This window comes from Streptomyces sp. NPDC057743, assembly GCF_042798755.1.
Lineage (GTDB): Bacteria > Actinomycetota > Actinomycetes > Streptomycetales > Streptomycetaceae > Streptomyces.
The window spans coordinates 1-20782 of the sequence record NZ_JBHVJX010000059.1 but is presented as its reverse complement, the minus strand read 5'-3'; the positions used below and the strand labels follow the sequence as shown (position 1 = coordinate 20782).

Sequence of the window (20782 nt, the reverse complement as noted above, 5' to 3'; positions counted from 1 at the left end):
CGACGGGGGGAAGGCAAGCGGCATGCACCAGCCGAGCAAACCGAAGCGGATCACGTCCTGGCATGTGATCGGCGCCCAGTTGAGCCACTTCCGCAGGGCGGCCGGGCTGACGCAACCGGCCCTCGCCGAGGCGGTGGGCGTCCACGAGGACACCATCGGCTCGATCGAGCAGGGCCGCAGAGCGCTGAAGCTGGACTTGGCCGAGACGTTCGACGAAGTCCTCGACACGAAGGGGGCGTTGGCGGTCGCGGTCCGCAAAGTGCCGGTGCGGGAGAAGCTGCCGGCGTTCGTACAGGACTACTTGGAGTACGAGGAAGAGGCACTGACACTGCTCTGGTACGAAAACCAAGTCGTACCTGGGCTGTTGCAGACCGAGGCGTACGTCCGCGCCGTCTTCGACTGCCTCTATCCGCCGATTGATGTGGAGCAACTTGAGGAATGGGTGACGGGCCGACTCAGCCGGCAGAAGATCCTGACGCGGAAGCCCCCACCGATGATGAACTTCATCCTGGAGGAAGTGATCCTGTACCGCCCAGTGGGGGACGCCGACGTACTGCGGGGCCAGATCCGACACCTGCGGGAGTGCGCCGAGCTCCCTTTCCTCGGGCTCCAGGTTGTACCAACAAGTCGAGCCAATCACGCCGGACTTGCGGGCCCGATGATCCTGCTAGAGACGCCCGATCACGATCACCTGGCCTATATCGAAGGGCAACTCACCAGCGTCCTCCACGACGACCCTGATCGGGTCAGTGAACTCCAACAAAAGTATGGAATGCTGCGCTCGCAGGCTCTCACCCCCGAGGAGACCATGAGCCTGCTGGACGATCTGCTAGGAGGGTCATGACCAGCGCAGCTGCCCCGCATACCTCGGACGATCTCACCTGGTTCAAGTCCAGTTACAGCAGTGACCAGGGCGGCGCCTGCCTCGAAGTCGCCCACGCCTGGCACAAGTCCAGCCATAGCGCCAGCGCAGGAGGCAACTGCCTTGAAGTCGCGAGCGGTTGGCACAAGTCCAGCCACAGCAGCGACGAGGGCGGCAACTGCCTAGAGGTAGCCGCCTCCCCCACCACCATCCACATCCGCGACTCCAAGAACCCCGACGGGCCCATGCTCACCCTCCCGGCCGCCGCCTGGGGCGCGTTCATCACGGACGTCACCACCGACATCGCCACCCACCCATGAAGCAACGCCAACTAGGCGCCGCCGGACCGCTCGTCTCCGCGCTCGGGCTCGGCTGCATGGGGATGTCGACCTCGTACGGGGTGCCGGACGACGACGAGTCCGTCCGCACGCTCGATCGGGCGGTCGAGCTCGGCATCACCCTGCTCGACACCGCGGACGCGTACGGGCGGGGCGCCAACGAGGCGTTCCTCGGGCGGTGGTTGGGCAGTCGGCCGGCCTCCGTGCGGGACGGGCTGGTCGTGGCGACCAAGTTCGGGCTGCGGCACGACGCGGTCACGGGGCGGGTGAACGCGGTGGACGGCTCGGCCGCCTGGGTGCGGGAGGCGTGCCACGCCTCGCTGCGCCGCCTCGGCACGGACCGGATCGACCTGTACTACCTGCACCGGCGGGACCCGGACGTCCCCATCGAGGAGACGGTCGGAGCCATGGCCGAGCTGGTCGCCGAGGGGGCCGTGCGCCACCTCGGCCTCAGCGAGGTGAACCCGCGGACGCTGCGTCGGGCGCACGCCGTCCACCCCATCAGCGCCGTGCAGTTGGAGCACTCCCTCTTCACGCGCGACGTGCTGGAGGGCGACATGCTGGCGACCTGCCGCGAGTTGGGCATCGGGGTCGTCGCGTACTCGCCGCTCGGGCGCGGGATGCTGACCGGCGCGCTGGCCTCCCGCGAGGACCTCACCGCCGACGACGCCCGGCGCCGCTGGCCGCGGTTCGCGGACGAGAACATCGCGCGCAACCTGGCGCTGGTGCGGGCGATCCGCACCGCCGCCGAGTCCCTGGGCTGCACCCCGGCACAGGCCGTCCTCGCCTGGCTGCTCGCCCAGGGCGAGGACATCGTGCCGATCCCCGGCACCAAGCGCCGCGCCTACCTGGAGGAGAACGCGGCCGCGGCCGATCTCGCGCTCAGCCCGGAGCAGGCGGACCGGCTCCGGGCCGCCGTGCCCGACGGCGCGGTGGCCGGCGGACGCTACCCCGACGCGGCCCTGGCCCGCCTCGGCCACTGACCGAGGCGGCCGGGACGACCCGCGGGACTCAAGCCCCCCTCAGCCGTCCAGCAACGCCGGGGCCAGCTCCCGCAGTTGGTCGAGGCCCAGGCCCCGCTCGGCGGCGATCGGCTGGAGCGCGACGTGGTCGGCGCCGGCGTCGTGGTGCTCCTGCACCCGCCGCCGGATGGCGTCCGCATCGCCCCAGGCCACCAGCGCGTCGACCAGCCGGTCGCTGCCGCCGCCCGCGAAGTCGTCGTCCTCGAAGCCCAACCGGCGCAGGCTGTTGGTGTAGTTGGGCAGCCTCAGATAGAAGCCGAGGTGCTCCGCGCGGATCAGGGCGCGGGCCTTGGCCGGGTCGGTCTCCAGCAGGACGGCCTGCTCGGGGGCGAGCAGCGGGGTGGCGCCCAGCACCTCGCGGGCCCGGGCGGTGTGCTCGGGCGTGACGAAGTACGGGTGCGCGCCGGCGGCCCGCTCGGCGGCCAGCTCCAGCATCTTGGGGCCGAGCGCAGCGAGCACCCGGGCGGGCGCCTCCGGCACCGGGCCCTCGTAGACGGACTCGTCCATCGCCGCCAGATACCCGCGCATCGCGGCGAGCGGCTTGGCGTAGGTGTGGCCCCGGGTGTTGACCTGCGGGGCGTGGCTGGCGCCCAGGCCCAGCAGGAAGCGGCCCTCGTATGCCTCGGCGAGGGTGTGCGCGCCGCCGTTCATCGCCGTGGCGTCGCGGACCCAGATGTTGGCGATGCCGGTGGCGACCGTCAGCCGCTCGGTGGCGGCCAGCAGCAACCCGGCGTGCGCGAACGCCTCCTTGGTGGCCTGCGCCTCACCGAACCACAGCGCCCCGTAACCCAGCCGCTCGATCTCGGCCGCGAACTCCCGCGCCGCCACGGCCGACGCCCGGCCCAGCCCGCCGTGCCAGATCCCGACCCGGCCGATCCGCGCCGCGATCTCCCGGCCCCCCGGTGCGGCCGTCCCCTGCTGCGCCATTGCTCACTCCTCCACTCTCCAGCGGGCGTTGCACCCGTCGGTCCCCGCGGCCGACGTTGCGGACGGTGATCCTTTCCGGCCCTTGCCGGTAACAGCACCGGCCGGCGGCGCGGCATTCCACCACCGCGACAGAAGATCGAGAATTCACCCGTGAGGGTGATGAGCACGTACCACGGCCCCGCCCCACCGCCCACCGGCACGACGAAGCGGCCGCCCCTTTGAGGAGGAACGGCCGCTTCGCGCACCAGGTCAAGCCAAGGGCAGCAGCTCAGCCCTCGACGCCCAGCTTCTCCAGGATCAACTCCCGCACCCGCGCGGCGTCCGCCTGGCCACGGGTCGCCTTCATGACCGCGCCGACCAGGGCGCCGGCCGCGGCCACCTTGCCGCCGCGGATCTTGTCGGCGATGGCGGCGTTGGCGGCGATCGCCTCGTCCACCGCGGTGCCCAGCGCACCCTCGTCGGAGACGACCTTCAGGCCGCGCTTCTCGACGACGGTGTCCGGGTCGCCCTCGCCGGCCAGCACACCCTCGATGGTCTGCCGGGCCAGCTTGTCGTTGAGCGAACCGTCGGCGACCAGCGCCGCGACCCGGGCGACCTGCTCCGGGGTGATCGGCAGCGCGCCGAGCTCCACGCCGTCCTCGTTGGCGCGGCGGGCCAGCTCGCCCATCCACCACTTGCGGGCCGCGGCGGCGTCCGCACCGGCCTCGGTGGTGGCGACGATCAGGTCGACCGCACCGGCGTTGAGGATCGACTGCATGTCGAGCTCGGTGATGCCCCACTCCTCGCGCAGCCGGTTGCGGCGCACCCGCGGCAACTCGGGCAGCGCGGCCCGCAGTTCCTCGACCCACTCACGGGACGGGGCCACCGGCACCAGGTCCGGCTCGGGGAAGTAGCGGTAGTCCTCCGCCTCCTCCTTGACCCGGCCCGAGGTGGTGGAGCCGTCGTCCTCGTGGAAGTGCCGGGTCTCCTGGACGATCGTGCCGCCGGCGGAGAGCACCGCGGCGTGCCGCTGGATCTCGAACCGGGCGGCCCGCTCCACGGAGCGCAGCGAGTTGACGTTCTTGGTCTCGGAGCGGGTGCCGAACTTCTCGACGCCCTTGGGGCGCAGCGAGAGGTTCACGTCGCAACGCATCTGGCCCATCTCCATGCGGGCCTCGGAGACGCCCAACGCCTTGATGAGCTCGCGCAGTTCGGCGACGTACGCCTTGGCGACCTCGGGGGCCCGCTCGCCCGCGCCCTCGATGGGCTTGGTGACGATCTCGATGAGCGGGATGCCGGCGCGGTTGTAGTCCAGCAGCGAGTGCCGCGCGCCGTGGATGCGGCCCGTCGCACCGCCGACGTGCGTGGACTTGCCGGTGTCCTCCTCCATGTGGGCGCGCTCGATGTGCACCCGGAAGACCTCGCCGTCCTCCAGCTGAACGTCCAAGTACCCGTCGAAGGCGATGGGTTCGTCGTACTGGGACGTCTGGAAGTTCTTCGGCATGTCCGGATAGAAGTAGTTCTTCCGGGCAAAACGGCACCACTCGGCGATCGAGCAGTTCAGCGCCAGGCCGATCTTGATCGCGGACTCGACGCCGGTCGCGTTGACGACCGGGAGCGAGCCGGGCAGGCCCAGGCAGGTGGGGCAGGTCTGCGAGTTGGGCTCGGCACCCAGGGTGGTGGCACACCCGCAGAACATCTTGGTCTTGGTGCCGAGCTCGACGTGCACCTCCAGCCCCATCACGGGGTCGTAGGTGGCCAACGCGTCCTCGTACGGCACCAGTTCGGTGACAGTCACGGTGAAACTAACCTCTCAGGTCCGGCGCCGGTCAGCCCGCGAGGACGTCGTCGTCGTTGAGACGGCGCAGTTCGCGGACGAGCAGGGCGACACCGGTGACGATGGCGGCGGCGGAGATGGCGGCGTCGACCAGCTGGAGCGTGTCGTGCTCCCCCTTGGCCTTCTTCGCCTGCTTGACGACGCTCACCGCGCCGAACAGCGTGGTGCCGATGGACAGGTAGGTGCCGGGCTTGGACTTCTTGAAGTTCTTGGCCTTGGCCAGCTTTCCGCTCACGGCGTCTCCTTCGGCATGTCCTGGTTCGCTACGACGTTCACAGGGCCGGGGCCTCCTCCAGCAGGGAGTGGCCCCACTTCTCGGTGAGCGCGGACTCGACCGCGGCGCCCACCTTGTACAGCCGATCGTCGGCCATCGCGGGCGCGATGATCTGCAGACCCACCGGCAGGCCGTCCTCCGGCGCCAGACCGCAGGGCAGCGACATCGCGGCGTTGCCCGCGAGGTTGGCGGGGATGGTGCAGACGTCGGCGAGGTACATCGCCATCGGGTCGTCGGTGCGCTCACCGATCGGGAACGCGGTGGTCGGCGTGGTCGGCGAGATGATCACGTCGACCTGCTCGAAGGCCCGCTCGAAGTCCCGGGTGATGAGGGTGCGGACCTTCTGGGCGCTGCCGTAGTACGCGTCGTAGTAGCCGGAGCTGAGCGCGTAGGTGCCGAGCATGATCCGGCGCTTGACCTCGGGGCCGAAGCCGGCCTCACGGGTCAGCGCGGTGACCTCCTCGGCGGACTTCGTGCCGTCGTCGCCGACCCGCAGGCCGTAGCGCATGGCGTCGAAGCGGGCGAGGTTGGAGGAGCACTCCGAGGGCGCGATCAGGTAGTACGCGGCCAGCGCCAGGTCGAAGGACGGGCAGTCCAGCTCGACGACCTCGGCGCCCAGCTCCTTGAGGAGCGCGACCGACTCGTCGAAGCGCTGGAGCACGCCGGGCTGGTAGCCCTCGCCGCGGAACTGCTTGACGATGCCGACCCGCATGCCGTCCACGTTGCCGTTGCGGGCCGCCTCGACGACCGCCGGGACCGGGGCGTCGATCGAGGTGGAGTCCAGCGGGTCGTGGCCGGCGATGACCTCGTGCAGCAGCGCGGTGTCCAGCACCGTGCGGGCGCACGGGCCACCCTGGTCCAGGGAGCTGGAGAAGGCCACCATGCCGTAGCGGGAGACGCCGCCGTAGGTGGGCTTGACGCCGACGGTGCCGGTGACGGCGGCGGGCTGGCGGATCGAACCGCCGGTGTCCGTGCCGATGGCGAGCGGGGCCTGGAAGGAGGCCAGGGCGGCGGAGGAACCGCCGCCGGAGCCGCCGGGGATCTTGGTGAGGTCCCAGGGGTTGCCGGTCGGCCCGTAGGCGCTGTTCTCCGTCGACGACCCCATGGCGAACTCGTCCATGTTGGTCTTGCCGATGATGACGACGTCGGCGGCCTTGAGCTTCTTGGTCAGCGTCGCGTCGTAGGGCGGCAGCCAGCCTTCGAGGATCTTCGAGCCGACCGTGGTGGGCACGCCCTCGGTGGTGAAGATGTCCTTCAGTGCGAGCGGGACGCCGGCCAGCGGGCCCAGCTTCTCGCCGCGGGCGCGCTTCTCGTCGACGGCGCGGGCCTGGGCCAGCGCGCCCTCGCGGTCCACGTGCAAGAAGGCGTGCACCTTCTCGTCGACGGCCTCGATACGGGCCAGGTGCGCCTCGGTCACCTCGACGGCGGTGATCTCACCGGCGGCGATCTTCGCCGCGGTCTCGGCGGCGGTGAGCTTGATCAGGTCTGCCATGGTGGTCACTCCTCCCCCAGGATCTGCGGCACCTTGAAACGCTGCTGCTCCTGAGCGGGAGCGCCGGAGAGCGCCTGCTCCGAGGTGAGCGACGGACGGACCTCGTCCGGCCGCATCACGTTCGTCAGCGGCAGCGGGTGGGAGGTCGGCGGTACGTCTTGATCGGCGACCTCGGAGACGCGGGCGACCGCGCCGATGATGTCGTCGAGCTGTCCGGCGAAGTGGTCGAGCTCTTCGGCCTTCAGCTCCAGACGTGCCAGCCGGGCGAGGTGGGCGACCTCCTCGCGCGTGATGCCAGGCATGCAGCGATCCTCTGGGTTTTCGGCGGAGTGTTCTGGGCGGAGTGTCCGGAAGGAGATTTCTGGGCGAATTCTCCGGCGGAGTATTCCGGCCCAATCCTATGGCGTACGAGAACGCTGCCGCGAAACGCTTTCGCTCCGGGCACCTACGGGGGCCCGAAGTGGGCCCCGCGACGGCCCCCACGGGCCCGCCACGGAGCGGCTCACTCCGCCTCGGAAGCGCCTACTTCCCCTCCTCCTCCGGCTCCGCCGGACCCTCTGCCGAGCCGGCTGGCGGATCGTTTGTTCTGGGCTGGCCGACGGCTCCGTCCCCCTCCGCAGGGCCGCTCGACGCCGGCGGATCACCCGCCCCCGCCGAACGGCCCCCTAAGGATCGACGGCGCCCGGGACCGCGCCCCGCGCCACCGCGCCGCACGGTCCCGCGAAGCGCGGACTCCTCTGGTTCCTCTGGTTCCTCTGGTTCCTCTGACTCGGCCGACTCGGCCGACTCGGCCGACTTGTCCGCCCCGTCCGACGGCACGACCCCGTCCGGCGGCGCAGCCTCGCCCGCCACCTCGGGCGCAGCCGGCTCCGTCCCCTCCGGAGGTGACTCGTCCGGCTCCAGAGCCGGCTCGTTGGGGGCCGACCCATGCCGCGCCGGCTCGTCGGACACGACTTCGGCCGACCCGGACTCGGTCGACGGGGACTCGGTCAACGCGGACGCGGCCGAACCAGACTCGTTCGACGCGGACTCATCCGACGCCGAGGGCACGGATGCTGTCGGCGTCGGTGCTGTCGGCGTCGAACCCGGTGGCGGGGCCTGCGTGTTGGTGTCGGAGCGGGGATGCGGGACGGCCGGTGGCCGGGTCAGTTGAGGACCTGTCCCGAAGGGCGCTCGGCTGCCTTCTCCGCCGCCAGGGCGGACGTCTCCGACGCACGGTGCCACCCGTGCTCACCGCGGGCCCTCAGCCAGGCCGTGGTCTCGTCCGGTGGCATCGCGGCGGCCACCAGCCAGCCCTGTACGGCGTCGCAGCCGAGGTCTCGCAGGCGTTCCCAGGTCTCGTCGTCCTCGACGCCCTCGGCGACGACCAGGAGGCCCAGCGAGTGGGCGAGGTCGAGGGTGCAGCGGACGATCTCGGCGTCCTCGGTGTCGACGGCCAGCCGGGCGACGAAGGAGCGGTCGATCTTGAGCTCGCTGACCGGGAGGCGCCGCAGGTGGACCAGGGAGCTGTATCCGGTGCCGAAGTCGTCCAGGGACATCTTCACGCCGTGGGCGGTGAGCCCGGCGAGGGTGTCGGCGGCCCGCTGCGGGTCCTCCAGGAGGACGTGTTCGGTTATTTCCAGTTGGAGGGCTCCGGGTGGGACCCGATGTCGGGCGAGGCGGGCGGCGACCGCGCCGGCGAAGCCCGGGGAGTGCACGTCGCGCGGTGAGACGTTCACCGCGACCGGGACCTCCAGGCCCATCGCCCGCCAGCGCGCCACCTGGGCGAGCGCGGTCTCCAGGACGTACTCGGTCAACCGCGGCATCAGGCCGGAGGACTCGGCGATGGCGATGAACTCGTCCGGTGGCACCCGGCCGCGGTCCGGATGGACCCAGCGGACCAGCGCCTCCAGGCCCGAAACATGGCCGTCGAAGCGGACCTTGGGCTGGTAGTGGAGTTCGACGTCGCCGGCGTCCAGGGCGCGGCGCAGATCGCCCAACAGGCCCAGCCGGTCCGGGGTGTTGCCGTCCCGCTTGGCCTCGTAGAGCTCGACGCCGCTGCGGTCCCGCTTGGCCTGGTACATCGCCACGTCTGCGCGGCGCAGCAACCCCTCGGCGTCCAGGGCGTGTTCGGGATAGACCGCGACCCCCGCACTGGCTTCGAGCACGAGGGTGAGCCCGTCGAGGTCCAGCGGGGAGCTGAGGGCGGCGACGAGGTTGCGGGCCACCCGTTGGGAGCTGGTGAGGGAGTCGGTGGCCGGCAACAGGACGGCGAACTCGTCGCCGCCGAGCCGGGCGGCCTCCGCGCCGCGCGGCAGGGCGTGCCGTAGCCGGTCGGCGATCTGGAGCAGCAGCCGGTCGCCGGCGAGGTGCCCGAGGGTGTCGTTGACCGAACGGAAGCGGTCGAGGTCGATCAGGACGAGGGCGGCCCGAGTGCCGGCCCGCTCGGCCTCGTCCAGGGCCGTCCAGGTGCGCTCCAACAGCCACTGGCGGTTGGGCAGGCCGGTGAGCGGGTCGCGCAACTGCTCCTCGGCGCGGGCCCGGGCAATCCACAGCGTGGAGTCCAACGCGATCAACGGGACGGCGAACAGCGGGAGGAGCAGCGGGGCGCCCACCGCGCACACCGCGATCAACGGGGCGATGCCGAGCAGCGCGAGGCCGACCAGGGCCTGCCGCACCATCGCCGTACGGGAGATGGCCGGCAGACCGCCGCCGAGCGGCAGCCGGCTGACCCACAACAGCCCCCGGCTGACGAGGAGATAGGCCCCCGCCATCACGATCACCTGGGGCAGGACGGTGAGGTCCCAGGCGGCGGGCGCCCAGGGCCGACGGACGTCGGGGGTCACCCCGCAGGCGGCCAGGCCGAGCGCCGCGGCGCCGATGCCGAGGACGTCAGCGGCCCCGTGGACCACGGCCTGTCGCCAGCGCTGCCGGCGGGCGGCGCCGACCAGGGTTACGACGGAGAGACTGACCAGGACGGCCGGCACCCAGCCGTACAGGAGGAGTACGGCGAGGGCGAGGGCCGCCCCGGAGCCGGTGCCGCCCCACCAGCGGTCGCGGCCGAGGGCGACCAAGTGGCCGACGAGGACGCCGGTCAGCATCGCCAGCGCCCAGCCGACGGCACCTACGGGGAACAGCGGCTCGCCGCCGCCGAGGGCGTGCAACACACCGGCGGCGAGCGCCACGCTCGCCGCCATGACGATGGCCGCTGGCAGCGCGGGCACCACAAGCCGGCGGAGCCGCGACGCCGGAGCGGCGCTGTCGGTCGGTTTCATTCCGATCCCTCTCACAGCCGGCTGTGCCCGCGCCACGGCAGGCGCACACGTCAACAGTAGGCCGCGGAAGGCCAACACGGGCAGCGATCCGCAGCGGTTGCCCGAATGCGACCCGGCCTCCCGGATCAATCTGGTATGCGCCGATGGGGTGACACCTCACTCCTCCTCAGGCGGAGTGACAGCTACCGCTCGTGCTGCCTCAGGACCCTGCTCCAGCAGCACAGCGAAGCCATCATCGTCCAACACGGGGACCTTCAACTGCATGGCTTTGTCGTACTTCGAACCGGGGTTGTCGCCCACCACCACGAATCCGGTCTTCTTGGAAACGGATCCGGTCACCTTTGCACCGAGAGCCTGCAGCGCTTCTTTCGCGCCATCTCTGGTGTGTGACTGAAGTGTGCCCGTTACCACGACGGTGACGCCTTCCAATGGCCGCGGGCCCGCCTCACCCGTCTGCTCCTCCTCCATTCGGACGCCCGCGGCCCGCCAGCGCTCGATGATTTCCTGGTGCCAGTCCACCGCGAACCACTGCTTGAGCGAGGCCGCGATGGTGCCGCCGACGCCGTCCACGGCCGCCAGTTCCTCCTCGCTGGCGTCCCGGATGCGGTCGATGGAGCGGAACTCCCGGGCCAGTGCCTGGGCGGCCACCGGGCCGACGTGGCGGATCGAGAGACCGGTCAGAATCCGGGCCAGCGGGCGGGACTTGGCGGCCTGGATGTTCTCCAGCATGGCGAGGGTGTTCTTCTTCGGCTCGCCCTTCTGGTTGGCGAAGAAGGTGACGACCTTCTCCTCGCCGGTCTTCGGGTCGCGCTTGGGCAGGCCCGTATCCGGGTCGAGGACATGGGACTTGATGGGCAGCAGCTCCTCGACGGAGAGGTCGAAGAGGCCGCCTTCGTCGTGCAGCGGCGGCTCGGCCGGCTCCAGCGGCTGGCTCAGCGCGGTGGCGGCGACATAGCCGAAGTTCTCGATGTCCAGGCACTTGCGGCCGGCGAGGTAGAACAGCCGCTCGCGGATCTGGGCGGGGCAGGACCGGGCGTTGGGACACCGCAGGTCGATGTCGCCCTCCTTGGCGGGCTGAAGCGGCGCGCCGCACTCGGGACACTCGGCCGGCATCACGAACTCCCGCTCGGTGCCGTCCCGGAGGTCCACGACCGGGCCGAGGATCTCGGGGATCACGTCGCCCGCCTTGCGGATGACGATGGTGTCGCCGATGAGGACGCCCTTGGCCTTGACCACGTCCTGGTTGTGCAGGGTGGCGAACTCCACCTCGGAGCCGGCGACGGTGACCGGCTCGACGACGGCGTACGGGGTGACCCGGCCGGTGCGGCCGACGCCGACGCGGATGTCGACCAGCTTGGTGTTGACCTCCTCCGGCGGGTACTTCCAGGCGATCGCCCAGCGCGGGGCGCGCGAGGTGGCGCCCAGCCGGCCCTGGAGCGGGATCTCGTCCAGCTTGACCACCACGCCGTCGATCTCGTGCTCGACGGCGGTGCGGCGGGTCTCCGGATCGCCGTAGTGGGCGATGAACTCCCGTACGGCGGCGAGCGATTGGACGGCGCGGTTGTGTGCGGCGGTGGGCAGGCCCCACGCCTTGAGGAGGTCGTACGCCTCGGAGAGGCGGGCGATCTCCAGGCCGTCGCGGGCGCCGAGGCCGTGCACCACCATGTGCAGCGGGCGGGTGGCGGTGACCTTGGGGTCCTTCTGGCGGAGCGAACCGGCCGCGGCGTTACGGGGGTTGGCGAACGGGGGTTTGCCGTCGGCCACCAGGCGCTCGTTGAGTTCGAGGAACTTCTCCATCGGGAAGTAGACCTCGCCGCGGATCTCGACGAGGTCGGGGATCTCGTCGCCGGCCAGGCGGTGCGGGATCTCGGCGATGGTGCGGACGTTGGGCGTGATGTCCTCGCCGGTGCGGCCGTCGCCGCGGGTGGCGGCGCGGGTGAGCCGGCCGTGCTCGTAGGTGAGGTTGACCGCGAGGCCGTCCACCTTGAGCTCGCACAGGAAGTGGTAGCCGGCGCTCTTGGCGTCGCCGCCGAGCTCGGTGGCGATCCGGTCGGCCCAGGCGGACAACTCCTCGTCGTCGAAGGCGTTGTCCAGCGAGAGCATGCGCTCGCGGTGGGCGACCTCGGTGAACTCCGTGGCGTAGGAGCCGGCGACCTTCTGGGTCGGGGAATCCGGGGTGCGCAGCTCCGGATGCTCCTCCTCCAGGGCCTCAAGCGAGCGCAGCAGCGTGTCGAACTCCGCGTCGCTGACGACCGGGGCGTCCTTCACGTAGTACCGGAAGCGGTGCTCCTCGATCTGCTCAGCGAGCTGGGCGTGCTTCTCCCGTGCCGCGGCCGGCACCTTGGATGCCGCTGCGTGCTGTTCGCCAGCCACCGTCTTGTCCTCCCGTGTCCTGTCGTATGCGATCACTCTGGGTTGTCTGCGAGTGATCTCGCCGCCCGGACGCAGTGGGCGAGGACCGCGCGGGCGTAGGCGGGCGAGGCACCCGCCAGGCCGCACGACGGGGTGAGGACCACGGACTCCGCGAGGAGCCCCGGCGCCAGCCCCAACCTGCGCCAGAGCGTCCGGACACCCATGACGCTACCGGCAGGGTCTGACAATGGGCCGTCCACGCCCGGCACCACGCCCGCGAACAGCGCGGTACCGCTCTCGACCGCCTCGCCCAGCACCTCGTCCTCACGCTCGGTGAGCAGCCCGGCGTCGAACGAGACGCCCGCGGCGCCGGCCCGCCGCAGCAGCGCGAACGGCACCTCGGGGGCGCAGGAGTGGACGACGACGGGCGCGCCGTCGGCCGCCGCCACGAGGTCGCGCAGCGCGCCCTCGACGACCGCTCGGTCCACCGCCCGGTGGGTGCGGTAGCCGCTGGCGGTCTTGATCTGCCCCCGGAGGACCGCGGTCAGCGACGGCTCGTCGAGTTGGAGGACGAGCTCGGCGCCCGGCACCCGGCGCCGGACCTCCGCGAGGTGGCCGCGCAGCCCCTCGGCGAGGGAGGCGACGAGGTCCCGGCAGGCGCCCAGGTCGCCGACCGCCGCCTCGCCGTTGCGCAGTTCCAGGCTGGCGGCCAGCGTCCAGGGGCCGACCGCGGAGACCTTCAGCGGGCCGGTGTACCCCTGGGTGAACTCCTCCAGGGCGTCCAGGTCCTCGCCGAGCCAGGAGCGGGCCCGGCGGGTGTCGCGGCCGGGCCGGTCGCTGATCCGCCAACCGCTGGGCTCCACATGGGCGTAGAGCTCGACGAGCATGCCGAGGGTGCGCCCGATCATGTCGGCGCCGGGCCCCCGGGCGGGGAGTTCGGGAAGATACGGGAAGTCCTCCAGCGACCCGGTGACGGTCTTCGCCGCTTCGCGCGCGTCACCGCCCGGCATCGACCCGATGCCGGTGGCCGCGCCCGCGGTCCACTTGTGCCTGCTGTTCTCGCTCACCCCGGAAGGGTATGCGGCGGGGGGCCGGGCGGGGGCTGCCGGCCCTGCCCGGCCCACCGCCGTCCGCCCGCCGGTCAGTCCCGTGCGCGCAGGCCCAGCCAGCTCACCACGGCCGCGACCACCAGGGCCAGCGCGGTCAACGCGAAGGCGTGGCTGGTCCCTTGGTGGGCGTCGCCCGCGCCGGTGAGGACGGCGCCCATGCCGGCGATGCCGACTAGGGAGCCGACCTGGCGGTTGGCGTTGAGGGTGGCGCTGCCGATGTCGGCGTGCGCGCGGCCGGCGGCCTCCATCAGCACGCCGGTCATGGCCGGAGAGGCGACGCCGCTGGCGAGGTTGGCGACGGCCAGCACCGCCGCGATCGTCCCGTACGGGAGGGTCGGGGAGAGCGCCAGGAAGAGCAGGAGGTAGCCGGCGGCGGAGAGCGCCAGGGAGGCGGTGAGGGCGGCCCGGTTGCCGGTGCGCGGGGCGATCCGGGTGTAAAGGACGTTGCCGACCGGGATGACCAGGACGGCCGGGAGCATCGCCAGGCCGGCCGTCACCGCGCTGGCGCCGCGCCCGGTCTGGAGGAACAGCCCGAGGACGAACAGGGCGCCGTAGAAGGCGAAGTTGAAGAGGAAGCCGACCGCGTTGGCGGCGCTGAAGCGGCTGTCGGCGAAGAGCACGACCGGCAGGACGGGGGTGCGGGCGGTGCGCTCGCGAAGCACGAACGCGGCGGCGGCGAGCACCGCGAGGGCGGCCGCGGCCAGCACGCCGGGGGCGGTCCAGCCGGTGGCGGGCCCCTCGATGAGGGCGTAGCTGAGCGCGCCGAGGGCGAGCAGGCCCAGGACGTGGCCGGCGCCGCCGAGCGGGGCGCCACTGCCCGGCGTCGGCGCGATGACCCGGCGGGTCAGCAGCAGCCCGGCGATCCCGATGGGGAGGTTGACCAGGAAGATGCTGCGCCAGCCCAGGGTGCCCACCAACAGGCCGCCGAGGGTGGGCGCCAGGGCGACGGAGGTGGAGACGATCGCGGACCAGATGCCGAGCACCTTCGCCCGGCGGGCCGGCTCCGGGAAGGCGTTCATCAAGAGCGACAGGGAGCTCGGCATGAAGAGCGCGGCGCCGGCCCCTTGGACGAAGCGGGCCGCCGTGAGGGCGGTGCCGCCCGGTGCGGCGGCGCCGAGCAGGGAGGCGGCGGTGAAGGCGGCCAGCCCGATGAGGTAGATCCGGCGGGCGCCGTACCGCTTGGCCAGCGAGCCGGCGAGCAGCAACAGCGCGGCGAAGGCGAGGACATAGCCGTCGACGACCCAGGTGAGGCCGGACATGGTCAGCCCGAGCCGGCCTTGGAGGTCGTGCGCGGCGACGTTCATGATGCCGGTGTCCAGGCTCGCCATCACGAACCCGAGGGCCAGGACGACGAGTTGGACGCCGCCGCGGGCGGGCGCAGGGCGGGTCGGGGTGCTCGCCGTGCGGTGCGGCGCGGCGGTCTCAGTGATCATGGAATTAGTTATAGCTGTAGCTATCTGGTGCGGGCGATAGTTACAGCTATAACTTTACTGAAGCGATATCAAGCCAACGGCGCGGTCCGGCCGCGCCCTGGAGCCAGCGGCGCCAACACACGCCAAAGGCCCCCGGGTTGCGTCCCGGGGGCCTTGGGGAGGGGCGGTCGGAGCGGCGCGCTAGCTTGCGGTCCGGCCCAGCGCCCTGAGGAGTTCGTCGCGGAGCGCGCTGCGCTCCTCGTGGGAGAGGTGGTCCAACGGCGACTCGGTGCCCACCCGGCGCAGCAGGTCCAGCCGCAGCTCCCGGCCGGCCTCGGTCAGCACCAGTTGCTTGGCCCGCCCGTCCGCGGGGTGCGGCCGGCGGACCACCATCCCCTGCTTCTCCAACTTGGAGATCACATAGGTGACGTTGGGCGGCTCGCAGCACAGCACCGCGGCCAGCTCGCGCGCGGTCCTCGGCTCGCCCAGCTCCTCCAGCGCCTTCGCCTGGGTCGGCGTCAGGTCCAACTCCGCGATCCGGCTGCGCTGGTGGGCTTCCATGCGGCGGCTCAGCTCGGTGACGAGGCCCCGGATCTCCCGGAACCCGCACCCGGCCGCGGCGGTGTTCTTCGTTTCGGTGCTCGGCCTCGACTCGGTCACCCCCGAAGCGTACGTCGCCCCCGTGCGGTGCACGGGGGCGAGGGGCGGCCGGGCGGCCGGGGTCGGACGGTGTCAGCGGCCGGGGCGGACCACCACGTCCTTGATCTCCGCGTCCCGCGGGAGGTCGATCGCGGCGAGGATGGCCGTGGCCACCGACTCCGGGTCGATCCACCGGGACGCGTCGTAGTCCTTGCCCTCCTGCTGGTGGGTGGTCTCCTGCATGGGCGTGGCGGTGCGCCCCGGGTAGACCGAGGTGACCCGCACGCCGTTGTCGTGCTCCTCGGCGCGCAGCGAGTCGGCCAGCGCCTTCAGGCCGTGCTTGCTCGCCGCGTAGCCGCCCCAGTTGGCGTTCGCGGCCAGCCCGGCACCGGAGTTGACGAAGACCACGTCGCCGCGGGCCACCCGCACCAGCGGCAGCAGCAGGCGGGTGATCTCCGCGGGCGCGACGAGGTTGACGGCGAGCTGTCGCTGCCACGCCTTGGCCGGCAGGTCGCCGACCGCGCCCAGCTCGATGACGCCCGCGATGTGCTGGATCGAGTCGAGCCGCTCCGGCAGCGCCTGCTGCCCGAAGGCCCAGTCCAGCTTCTCGGGGTTGGCGAGGTCGCCGACGAGGGTGCGGGCGCCCGGGAACCGCTCGGTCAGCTCCTTGGCCCGACCGGCATCCCGCGCCAGCAGCCACAGCTCCTCTCCGCGCTCGGCCAGCCGACGAGCGACCGCCGCTCCGATGCCCGAACCGGCGCCTGTGATCAAGTGCGTACCCATGGGGACGATCCTACGGCGTGCCCTTCCGGGGGCCGGGGGGCCGGGGTCAGCCCTCGATGCCGACCCGTTCTTCCAGGTAGGCCAGCGCGGCCGCGCCGTCCTCGGCGAAGAAGACCAGCTCCGCCAGCGGGATCGGCAGGAAGCCCTCGGCCGCCATCCGCTCGAACTGGCTCTTGAGGCCGTCGTAGAACCCGGCGGTGTTCAGCAGCACCACCGGCTTGTCGTGCATCCCGTGCTTGCGCAGCTCCAGGATCTCGGTCGCCTCGTCGAGCGTGCCGGTGCCGCCCACCATGATGACGACGGCGTCGGCGCGCGCCAGCAACTGCGCCTTGCGCTCGGCGAGATCCTTGGTGACGACCATCTCGTCCGCGTTGGCGCGCGCCTTGTGCGCCAGGAACTCCACGGAGACGCCGAGGAGTTTGCCGCCGGCCTCCTGGACGCCGTCCGCCATGACCTTCATCAGCCCGGTGTCCGAACCGCCCCAAACCAGGGCGTGACCGCCCTTACCGATCAACTCGGCGAACTTCTGGGCGGGCTTGACATATCGGTCATCGAGGTCGGCGGCGGAGCAGAAGACGCAGATATTCATGCCGCTCACCCTACGGGGCGCTCGGCGGGCACCCCACGGGCGCGCGGGAGCGCACCGGGCCCGGCGGTGCGGGCCCGGCGGTGCGGAACGCTCACCACCGGGCCCGGCACGGCCGTCAGATCAGGCCCTGGTCCAGCATCGCGTCCGCGACCCGCTCGAAGCCGGCGATGTTGGCGCCCGCCACGTAGTCGCCGGGCAGCCCGAAGCGCTCGGCGGTCTGGAAGCAGGTGTCGTGGATCCCCCGCATGATGGCGGCGAGTTCGCCCTCGGTGCGCTCGAACGACCAGGTCTCGCGGCCGGAGTTCTGCCGCATCTCCAGCGCGCTGGTGGCCACGCCGCCGGCGTTGGCCGCCTTGCCCGGACCGAAGGCCACCCCGGCCTCCTTCAACAGCGCCACCGCCTCGGGGGTGGTGGGCATGTTGGCACCCTCGGAGACCGCCTTGACGCCGCCCTGGATCAGGATGCGGGCGGCGTTTGCGTCGAGCTCGTTCTGGGTGGCCGACGGCAGCGCCACGTCGCAGGCGACGTCCCAGACGCGCCCGCCGGGGACATACCGGGCCGAACCGCCGCGCCGCTGGGCGTAGTCGGCGACTCGGCCCCGCTCGACCTCCTTGATCTGCTTGAGCAGCGCCAGGTCGATGCCCTTCTCGTCGACGACGTAGCCGCCGGAGTCCGAGACGGTCAGCACGTTGGCGCCGAGCGCCTGGGCCTTCTCGATGGTGTAGATCGCGACGTTGCCGGACCCGGAGACGACGACCTGCTGGCCGTCCAGCTCCTCGCCGCGCTGCTTGAGCATCTCCTCGGTGAAGAGCACATTGCCGTAACCGGTGGCCTCCGTACGGGCCTTGGAGCCGCCCCACTGAAGGCCCTTGCCGGTGAGGACGCCGGCCTCCCAGCGGTTGGTGATCCGGCGGTACTGGCCGAAGAGGTAGCCGATCTCCCGGCCGCCGACGCCGATGTCGCCGGCCGGCACGTCGGTGTGCTCGCCGAGGTGGCGGTGCAGCTCGGTCATGAAGGACTGGCAAAAGCGCATCACTTCGGCGTCCGACTTGCCGTGCGGGTCGAAGTCGCTGCCGCCCTTGCCGCCGCCGATGTTCAGCCCGGTCAGCGCGTTCTTGAAGATCTGCTCGAAGCCGAGGAACTTCACGATGCCGAGGTTGACCGACGCGTGGAAGCGCAGGCCGCCCTTGTACGGGCCGAGCGCGCCGTTGAACTCCACCCGGAAGCCGCGGTTGACCCGGATCCGGCCCGCGTCGTCCTGCCAGGGCACCCGGAACATGAGCTGCCGCTCCGGCTCGACCAGCCGCTCCAGGACCTTGGCGTCCGCGAACTCGGGGCGGGCCGTCAGCACCGGCGCCAGGGTCTCCAGGACCTCCAGGGCAGCCTGGTGGAACTCCGCCTCACCGGGATTCCGACGGATCAGCTCGGCGTGCAGGGACGCCAGCTCGGCGGTGAGCCCGCCGGGCGTGACCTCAGGTTGAACAGTCGACATGACTTCCGTTCCCTTCGTGGCCGACGAAAGCCGCGTGCCGTCCGGATCGCCGTTGAACCGTCGACGCGGGGCTTGGATGTCCCGTCGCATCGCCGACCTTATGCGGCGCTGCCCGCCGGATCGAGGGCGGGGTGCTCGGCACGCCGATCCTCACGCGATTTCCCCAACTCCCCCGCGCTGCTCCGCATCAGGCGCCGACCACCTGGGCAACCGCGCCCTTCTCGGCGCCGGCGCCGCCCCCGGCCGCGCCCTCCTCCTTGACCATCCGCTCCATCGGCTCGGCGGCGGCACCGCCGGCGACCACCATGGCGAACAGCAGCGACACCACCGTCAACACCGTGCCCAACCACACCATGGTGTGCACCGGGAGAAGATAGGCGCCGGCGACCTTGACCACACACTCGACCAGCATCGTGGTTCCCCATATGAGCGAGAACCGCCGCTCCAGGAGCCGAAACCGCCCCCCGCGCGCCATGAGCCGGTCCCATGCGGCCGTCCCCTGTGAACTCCCCTTGGTCACCCACGGCTTGAGCCCCGCGGTCATCAACGGCCGCCCCCGCCATACCGAGAACAGCACCGCGAACGCGATGACGCTGCTGACGCCGCTGTCCTTGGCCATCATCAGCCGCGGATCGCCGGTCACCGTGCTCGTCGCCAGCCCCACCACGTTGACCAGGAGTATCAGCAGCGCGAGGCCGTTGACGGTCCGCTCGCGGACCAGGCTCCAGACGGTGCGCAGCGCCGGGACGACGCTGCTCCAGGCCAGCGCGGCAACGTCGCCGAGGCCGAAGGCGCTCTTGAGGACGTAGTACGACGCCAGCGGAACGCCGAGGTCCAGGACCAGCGGTGCCAGGGTCTTGACGAGCTGGCTGCCGGCGGACGGTTGTTGACTCACCACGGACTCCCCCGAGTTGGGCGGTGCACGGCGACTGCGGCGCCGTGCCGGACACCCCAAGCCTCGGTCATCGCGGGGTCCGGCCGGCAGTTCCAACTGTCCCGACTTGGCCGTGACATTTGTCAGGTGCGGCAACCGGGCCGGCGACGCTGACCGGGCCCTCGGATGCGGCCGGCCGCGGCAGTGGGATCAGCCGGCCTGCTGCCCCGGGGCGCCCGCGCCGGCGGTGCTACGCCGCGTGGTGGTGGCGATCGTCGCCGAACCGACCACCCGCGTGCCGTCGTAGAGCACGATCGCCTGGCCGGGCGCGACGCCGCGAACCGGCTCGGCGAAGGAGACCCGCAGCTCGGCGCCGTCGACCACCTCGGCCCGCACCTCGGTCTCGCCGCCGTGGGCGCGGAGCTGGGCGGTGTAGACGGCCTCGCCGGCCTCCGGCGGGCGGCCGCACCAGCGGGGGCGGATCGCGGTGAGCGCGGTCACGTCCAGGGCGGCGGCCGGGCCGACGGTGACGGTGTTGTCCACCGGCGAGATGTCGAGGACGTAGCGCGGCTTGCCGTCCGCGGCCGGGGTGCCGATCCGCAGGCCCTTGCGCTGGCCGATGGTGAAGCCGTACGCGCCCTCGTGCGTGCCCAGCTTGGCGCCGGACTCGTCGACGATGTCGCCCTCGGCGGCGCCCAGCCGCTTGGCGAGGAAGCCCTGGGTGTCGCCGTCGGCGATGAAGCAGATGTCGTGACTGTCGGGCTTCTTGGCGACGAACAGGCCGCGGGCGGCGGCCTCTTCACGGATCTCGGCCTTGGTGGTGGGGGTGTCGCCGAGTGGGAACATGGCGTGCGCCAGCTGACGGTCGTCGAGCACGCCGAGGACGTAGGACTGGTCCTTGGCCATGTCGGCGGCGCGGTGCAGCTCGCGGGAACCGTCCTCGCGGAGGATCACCTTGGCGTAGTGCCCGGTGCACACCGCGTCGAAGCCGAGGGCGAGCGCCTTGTCCAACAGGGCCGCGAACTTGATCTTCTCGTTGCAACGGAGGCAGGGGTTCGGGGTGCGACCGGCCTCGTACTCGGCGATGAAGTCCTCGACCACGTCCTCGCGGAAGCGCTCGGCCAGATCCCAGACGTAGAACGGGATGCCGATCACGTCGGCGGCGCGGCGGGCGTCGTGGGAGTCCTCGATGGTGCAACAGCCGCGGGCGCCCGTGCGGAACGACTTCGGGTTCTCGGAGAGGGCCAGGTGGACGCCGGTGACGTCGTGGCCCGCCTCGGCGGCACGGGCCGCGGCGACGGCGGAGTCCACACCACCGGACATGGCGGCGAGAACGCGGAGGCGGCGGAGGGCGGCGGCATCAGTCATAGCCCTTCTAGTGTGCCCTAAGCCTGCGGCTGGCCCCGCCCCACGTTGTTGGCTTTCCCGCCGTGGCGCCTGCGGCGGGCGACTCCGCTGCGCGGGGCTGTCGGCTGCGGTGACGGGCCTCCGGGGGCGGTATGCCAGACTGCTTCGCTTTACGTCTGGCATACCGCCCCCTCCGACCC

18 protein-coding genes are annotated in these 20782 nt (G+C 71.8%); 3 read left to right on the top strand and 15 right to left on the bottom strand.

The annotated features are described in order from the left end of the window. Positions 1–22: 22 nt before the first annotated feature. From ACFVFQ_RS36280 to ACFVFQ_RS36270, 3 genes are read left to right on the top strand one after another with little or no spacing between them, the layout of a single operon-like run. Positions 23–844, top strand: coding sequence for a Scr1 family TA system antitoxin-like transcriptional regulator (locus ACFVFQ_RS36280; RefSeq protein ID WP_383424569.1), 822 nt, complete (start codon positions 23–25; stop codon positions 842–844). After that, positions 841–1182 (top strand): DUF397 domain-containing protein, encoded by a 342-nt coding sequence (locus tag ACFVFQ_RS36275; protein WP_383424567.1) that lies wholly within the window; start codon positions 841–843, stop codon positions 1180–1182. The genes ACFVFQ_RS36280 and ACFVFQ_RS36275 overlap by 4 nt, the downstream gene beginning before the upstream one ends. Continuing rightward, positions 1179–2183, top strand: a complete 1005-nt coding sequence (locus tag ACFVFQ_RS36270) for an aldo/keto reductase (RefSeq protein WP_383424565.1) — start codon at positions 1179–1181, stop codon at positions 2181–2183. Before ACFVFQ_RS36275 ends, ACFVFQ_RS36270 begins: the two co-directional genes overlap by 4 nt. Before the next feature lie 39 nt (positions 2184–2222). Here the strand turns inward: ACFVFQ_RS36270 and ACFVFQ_RS36265 are convergent, their stop codons facing one another. The 15 genes from ACFVFQ_RS36265 to mnmA all read right to left on the bottom strand — a co-directional run bounded on the left by ACFVFQ_RS36265 (position 2223) and on the right by mnmA (position 20603). Beyond that, the gene (locus ACFVFQ_RS36265) at positions 2223–3149 is read right to left on the bottom strand and encodes an LLM class F420-dependent oxidoreductase (protein ID WP_383424563.1); all 927 of its coding nucleotides are present in this window, start codon (positions 3147–3149) and stop codon (positions 2223–2225) included. Positions 3150–3417: 268 nt separating this feature from the next. After that, complete coding sequence (gene gatB / locus ACFVFQ_RS36260) at positions 3418–4926, bottom strand: Asp-tRNA(Asn)/Glu-tRNA(Gln) amidotransferase subunit GatB (RefSeq protein WP_383424561.1); 1509 nt, start codon at positions 4924–4926, stop codon at positions 3418–3420. 31 nt (positions 4927–4957) lie between these two features. After that, positions 4958–5200: a hypothetical protein gene (locus ACFVFQ_RS36255; RefSeq protein WP_383424559.1), complete on the bottom strand. Its 243-nt coding sequence runs from the start codon at positions 5198–5200 to the stop codon at positions 4958–4960. A gap of 37 nt (positions 5201–5237) precedes the next feature. Next, positions 5238–6731, bottom strand: coding sequence for an Asp-tRNA(Asn)/Glu-tRNA(Gln) amidotransferase subunit GatA (gene gatA, locus ACFVFQ_RS36250; RefSeq protein WP_383424557.1), 1494 nt, complete (start codon positions 6729–6731; stop codon positions 5238–5240). A 5-nt stretch (positions 6732–6736) separates the two neighbouring features. Then, positions 6737–7033, bottom strand: a complete 297-nt coding sequence (gatC, locus tag ACFVFQ_RS36245) for an Asp-tRNA(Asn)/Glu-tRNA(Gln) amidotransferase subunit GatC (protein ID WP_274913123.1) — start codon at positions 7031–7033, stop codon at positions 6737–6739. Between the two features lie 843 nt (positions 7034–7876). Continuing rightward, positions 7877–9985, bottom strand: a complete 2109-nt coding sequence (locus ACFVFQ_RS36240; RefSeq protein ID WP_383424554.1) for a putative bifunctional diguanylate cyclase/phosphodiesterase — start codon at positions 9983–9985, stop codon at positions 7877–7879. Positions 9986–10141: 156 nt separating this feature from the next. After that, positions 10142–12358 carry an NAD-dependent DNA ligase LigA gene (gene ligA, locus ACFVFQ_RS36235; RefSeq protein WP_383424552.1) on the bottom strand — a complete coding sequence of 739 codons (2217 nt, stop codon included), beginning with the start codon at positions 12356–12358 and terminating at the stop codon, positions 10142–10144. 32 nt (positions 12359–12390) lie between these two features. After that, a complete protein-coding gene (locus ACFVFQ_RS36230; protein ID WP_383424550.1) occupies positions 12391–13404 on the bottom strand; it encodes a methionine synthase in 1014 nt (337 codons plus the stop codon). Positions 13405–13478: 74 nt separating this feature from the next. Further along, complete coding sequence (locus ACFVFQ_RS36225) at positions 13479–14879, bottom strand: MFS transporter (RefSeq protein WP_383424548.1); 1401 nt, start codon at positions 14877–14879, stop codon at positions 13479–13481. Positions 14880–15059: 180 nt separating this feature from the next. Beyond that, the gene (locus tag ACFVFQ_RS36220; RefSeq protein ID WP_383424546.1) at positions 15060–15518 is read right to left on the bottom strand and encodes a MarR family winged helix-turn-helix transcriptional regulator; all 459 of its coding nucleotides are present in this window, start codon (positions 15516–15518) and stop codon (positions 15060–15062) included. Positions 15519–15590: 72 nt separating this feature from the next. Further along, positions 15591–16280 (bottom strand): SDR family oxidoreductase, encoded by a 690-nt coding sequence (locus ACFVFQ_RS36215; protein WP_383424543.1) that lies wholly within the window; start codon positions 16278–16280, stop codon positions 15591–15593. Positions 16281–16326: 46 nt separating this feature from the next. Continuing rightward, positions 16327–16869: a TIGR00730 family Rossman fold protein gene (locus ACFVFQ_RS36210; protein ID WP_383424539.1), complete on the bottom strand. Its 543-nt coding sequence runs from the start codon at positions 16867–16869 to the stop codon at positions 16327–16329. 115 nt (positions 16870–16984) lie between these two features. Then, positions 16985–18361 (bottom strand): NADP-specific glutamate dehydrogenase, encoded by a 1377-nt coding sequence (gene gdhA / locus ACFVFQ_RS36205; protein ID WP_383424537.1) that lies wholly within the window; start codon positions 18359–18361, stop codon positions 16985–16987. A gap of 187 nt (positions 18362–18548) precedes the next feature. Continuing rightward, positions 18549–19256, bottom strand: a complete 708-nt coding sequence (locus ACFVFQ_RS36200) for a VC0807 family protein (protein ID WP_383424535.1) — start codon at positions 19254–19256, stop codon at positions 18549–18551. Positions 19257–19445: 189 nt separating this feature from the next. Then, complete coding sequence (mnmA, locus tag ACFVFQ_RS36195; protein ID WP_383424533.1) at positions 19446–20603, bottom strand: tRNA 2-thiouridine(34) synthase MnmA; 1158 nt, start codon at positions 20601–20603, stop codon at positions 19446–19448. Between the last annotated feature and the right edge of the window lie 179 nt (positions 20604–20782).

Bases quoted from the DNA above. Each gene is read 5' to 3' on its own strand.
- ACFVFQ_RS36280 (WP_383424569.1), top strand. From the start codon at position 23: ATGCACCAGCCGAGCAAACCGAAGCGGATCACGTCCTGGCATGTGATC.
- ACFVFQ_RS36275 (WP_383424567.1), top strand. From the start codon at position 841: ATGACCAGCGCAGCTGCCCCGCATACCTCGGACGATCTCACCTGGTTC.
- ACFVFQ_RS36270 (WP_383424565.1), top strand. From the start codon at position 1,179: ATGAAGCAACGCCAACTAGGCGCCGCCGGACCGCTCGTCTCCGCGCTC.
- ACFVFQ_RS36265 (WP_383424563.1), bottom strand. From the start codon at position 3,149: ATGGCGCAGCAGGGGACGGCCGCACCGGGGGGCCGGGAGATCGCGGCG.
- gatA (WP_383424557.1), bottom strand. From the start codon at position 6,731: ATGGCAGACCTGATCAAGCTCACCGCCGCCGAGACCGCGGCGAAGATC.
- gatC (WP_274913123.1), bottom strand. From the start codon at position 7,033: ATGCCTGGCATCACGCGCGAGGAGGTCGCCCACCTCGCCCGGCTGGCA.
- ACFVFQ_RS36240 (WP_383424554.1), bottom strand. From the start codon at position 9,985: ATGAAACCGACCGACAGCGCCGCTCCGGCGTCGCGGCTCCGCCGGCTT.
- ACFVFQ_RS36225 (WP_383424548.1), bottom strand. From the start codon at position 14,879: ATGATCACTGAGACCGCCGCGCCGCACCGCACGGCGAGCACCCCGACC.
- ACFVFQ_RS36215 (WP_383424543.1), bottom strand. From the start codon at position 16,280: ATGGGTACGCACTTGATCACAGGCGCCGGTTCGGGCATCGGAGCGGCG.
- ACFVFQ_RS36210 (WP_383424539.1), bottom strand. From the start codon at position 16,869: ATGAATATCTGCGTCTTCTGCTCCGCCGCCGACCTCGATGACCGATAT.
- gdhA (WP_383424537.1), bottom strand. From the start codon at position 18,361: ATGTCGACTGTTCAACCTGAGGTCACGCCCGGCGGGCTCACCGCCGAG.
- mnmA (WP_383424533.1), bottom strand. From the start codon at position 20,603: ATGACTGATGCCGCCGCCCTCCGCCGCCTCCGCGTTCTCGCCGCCATG.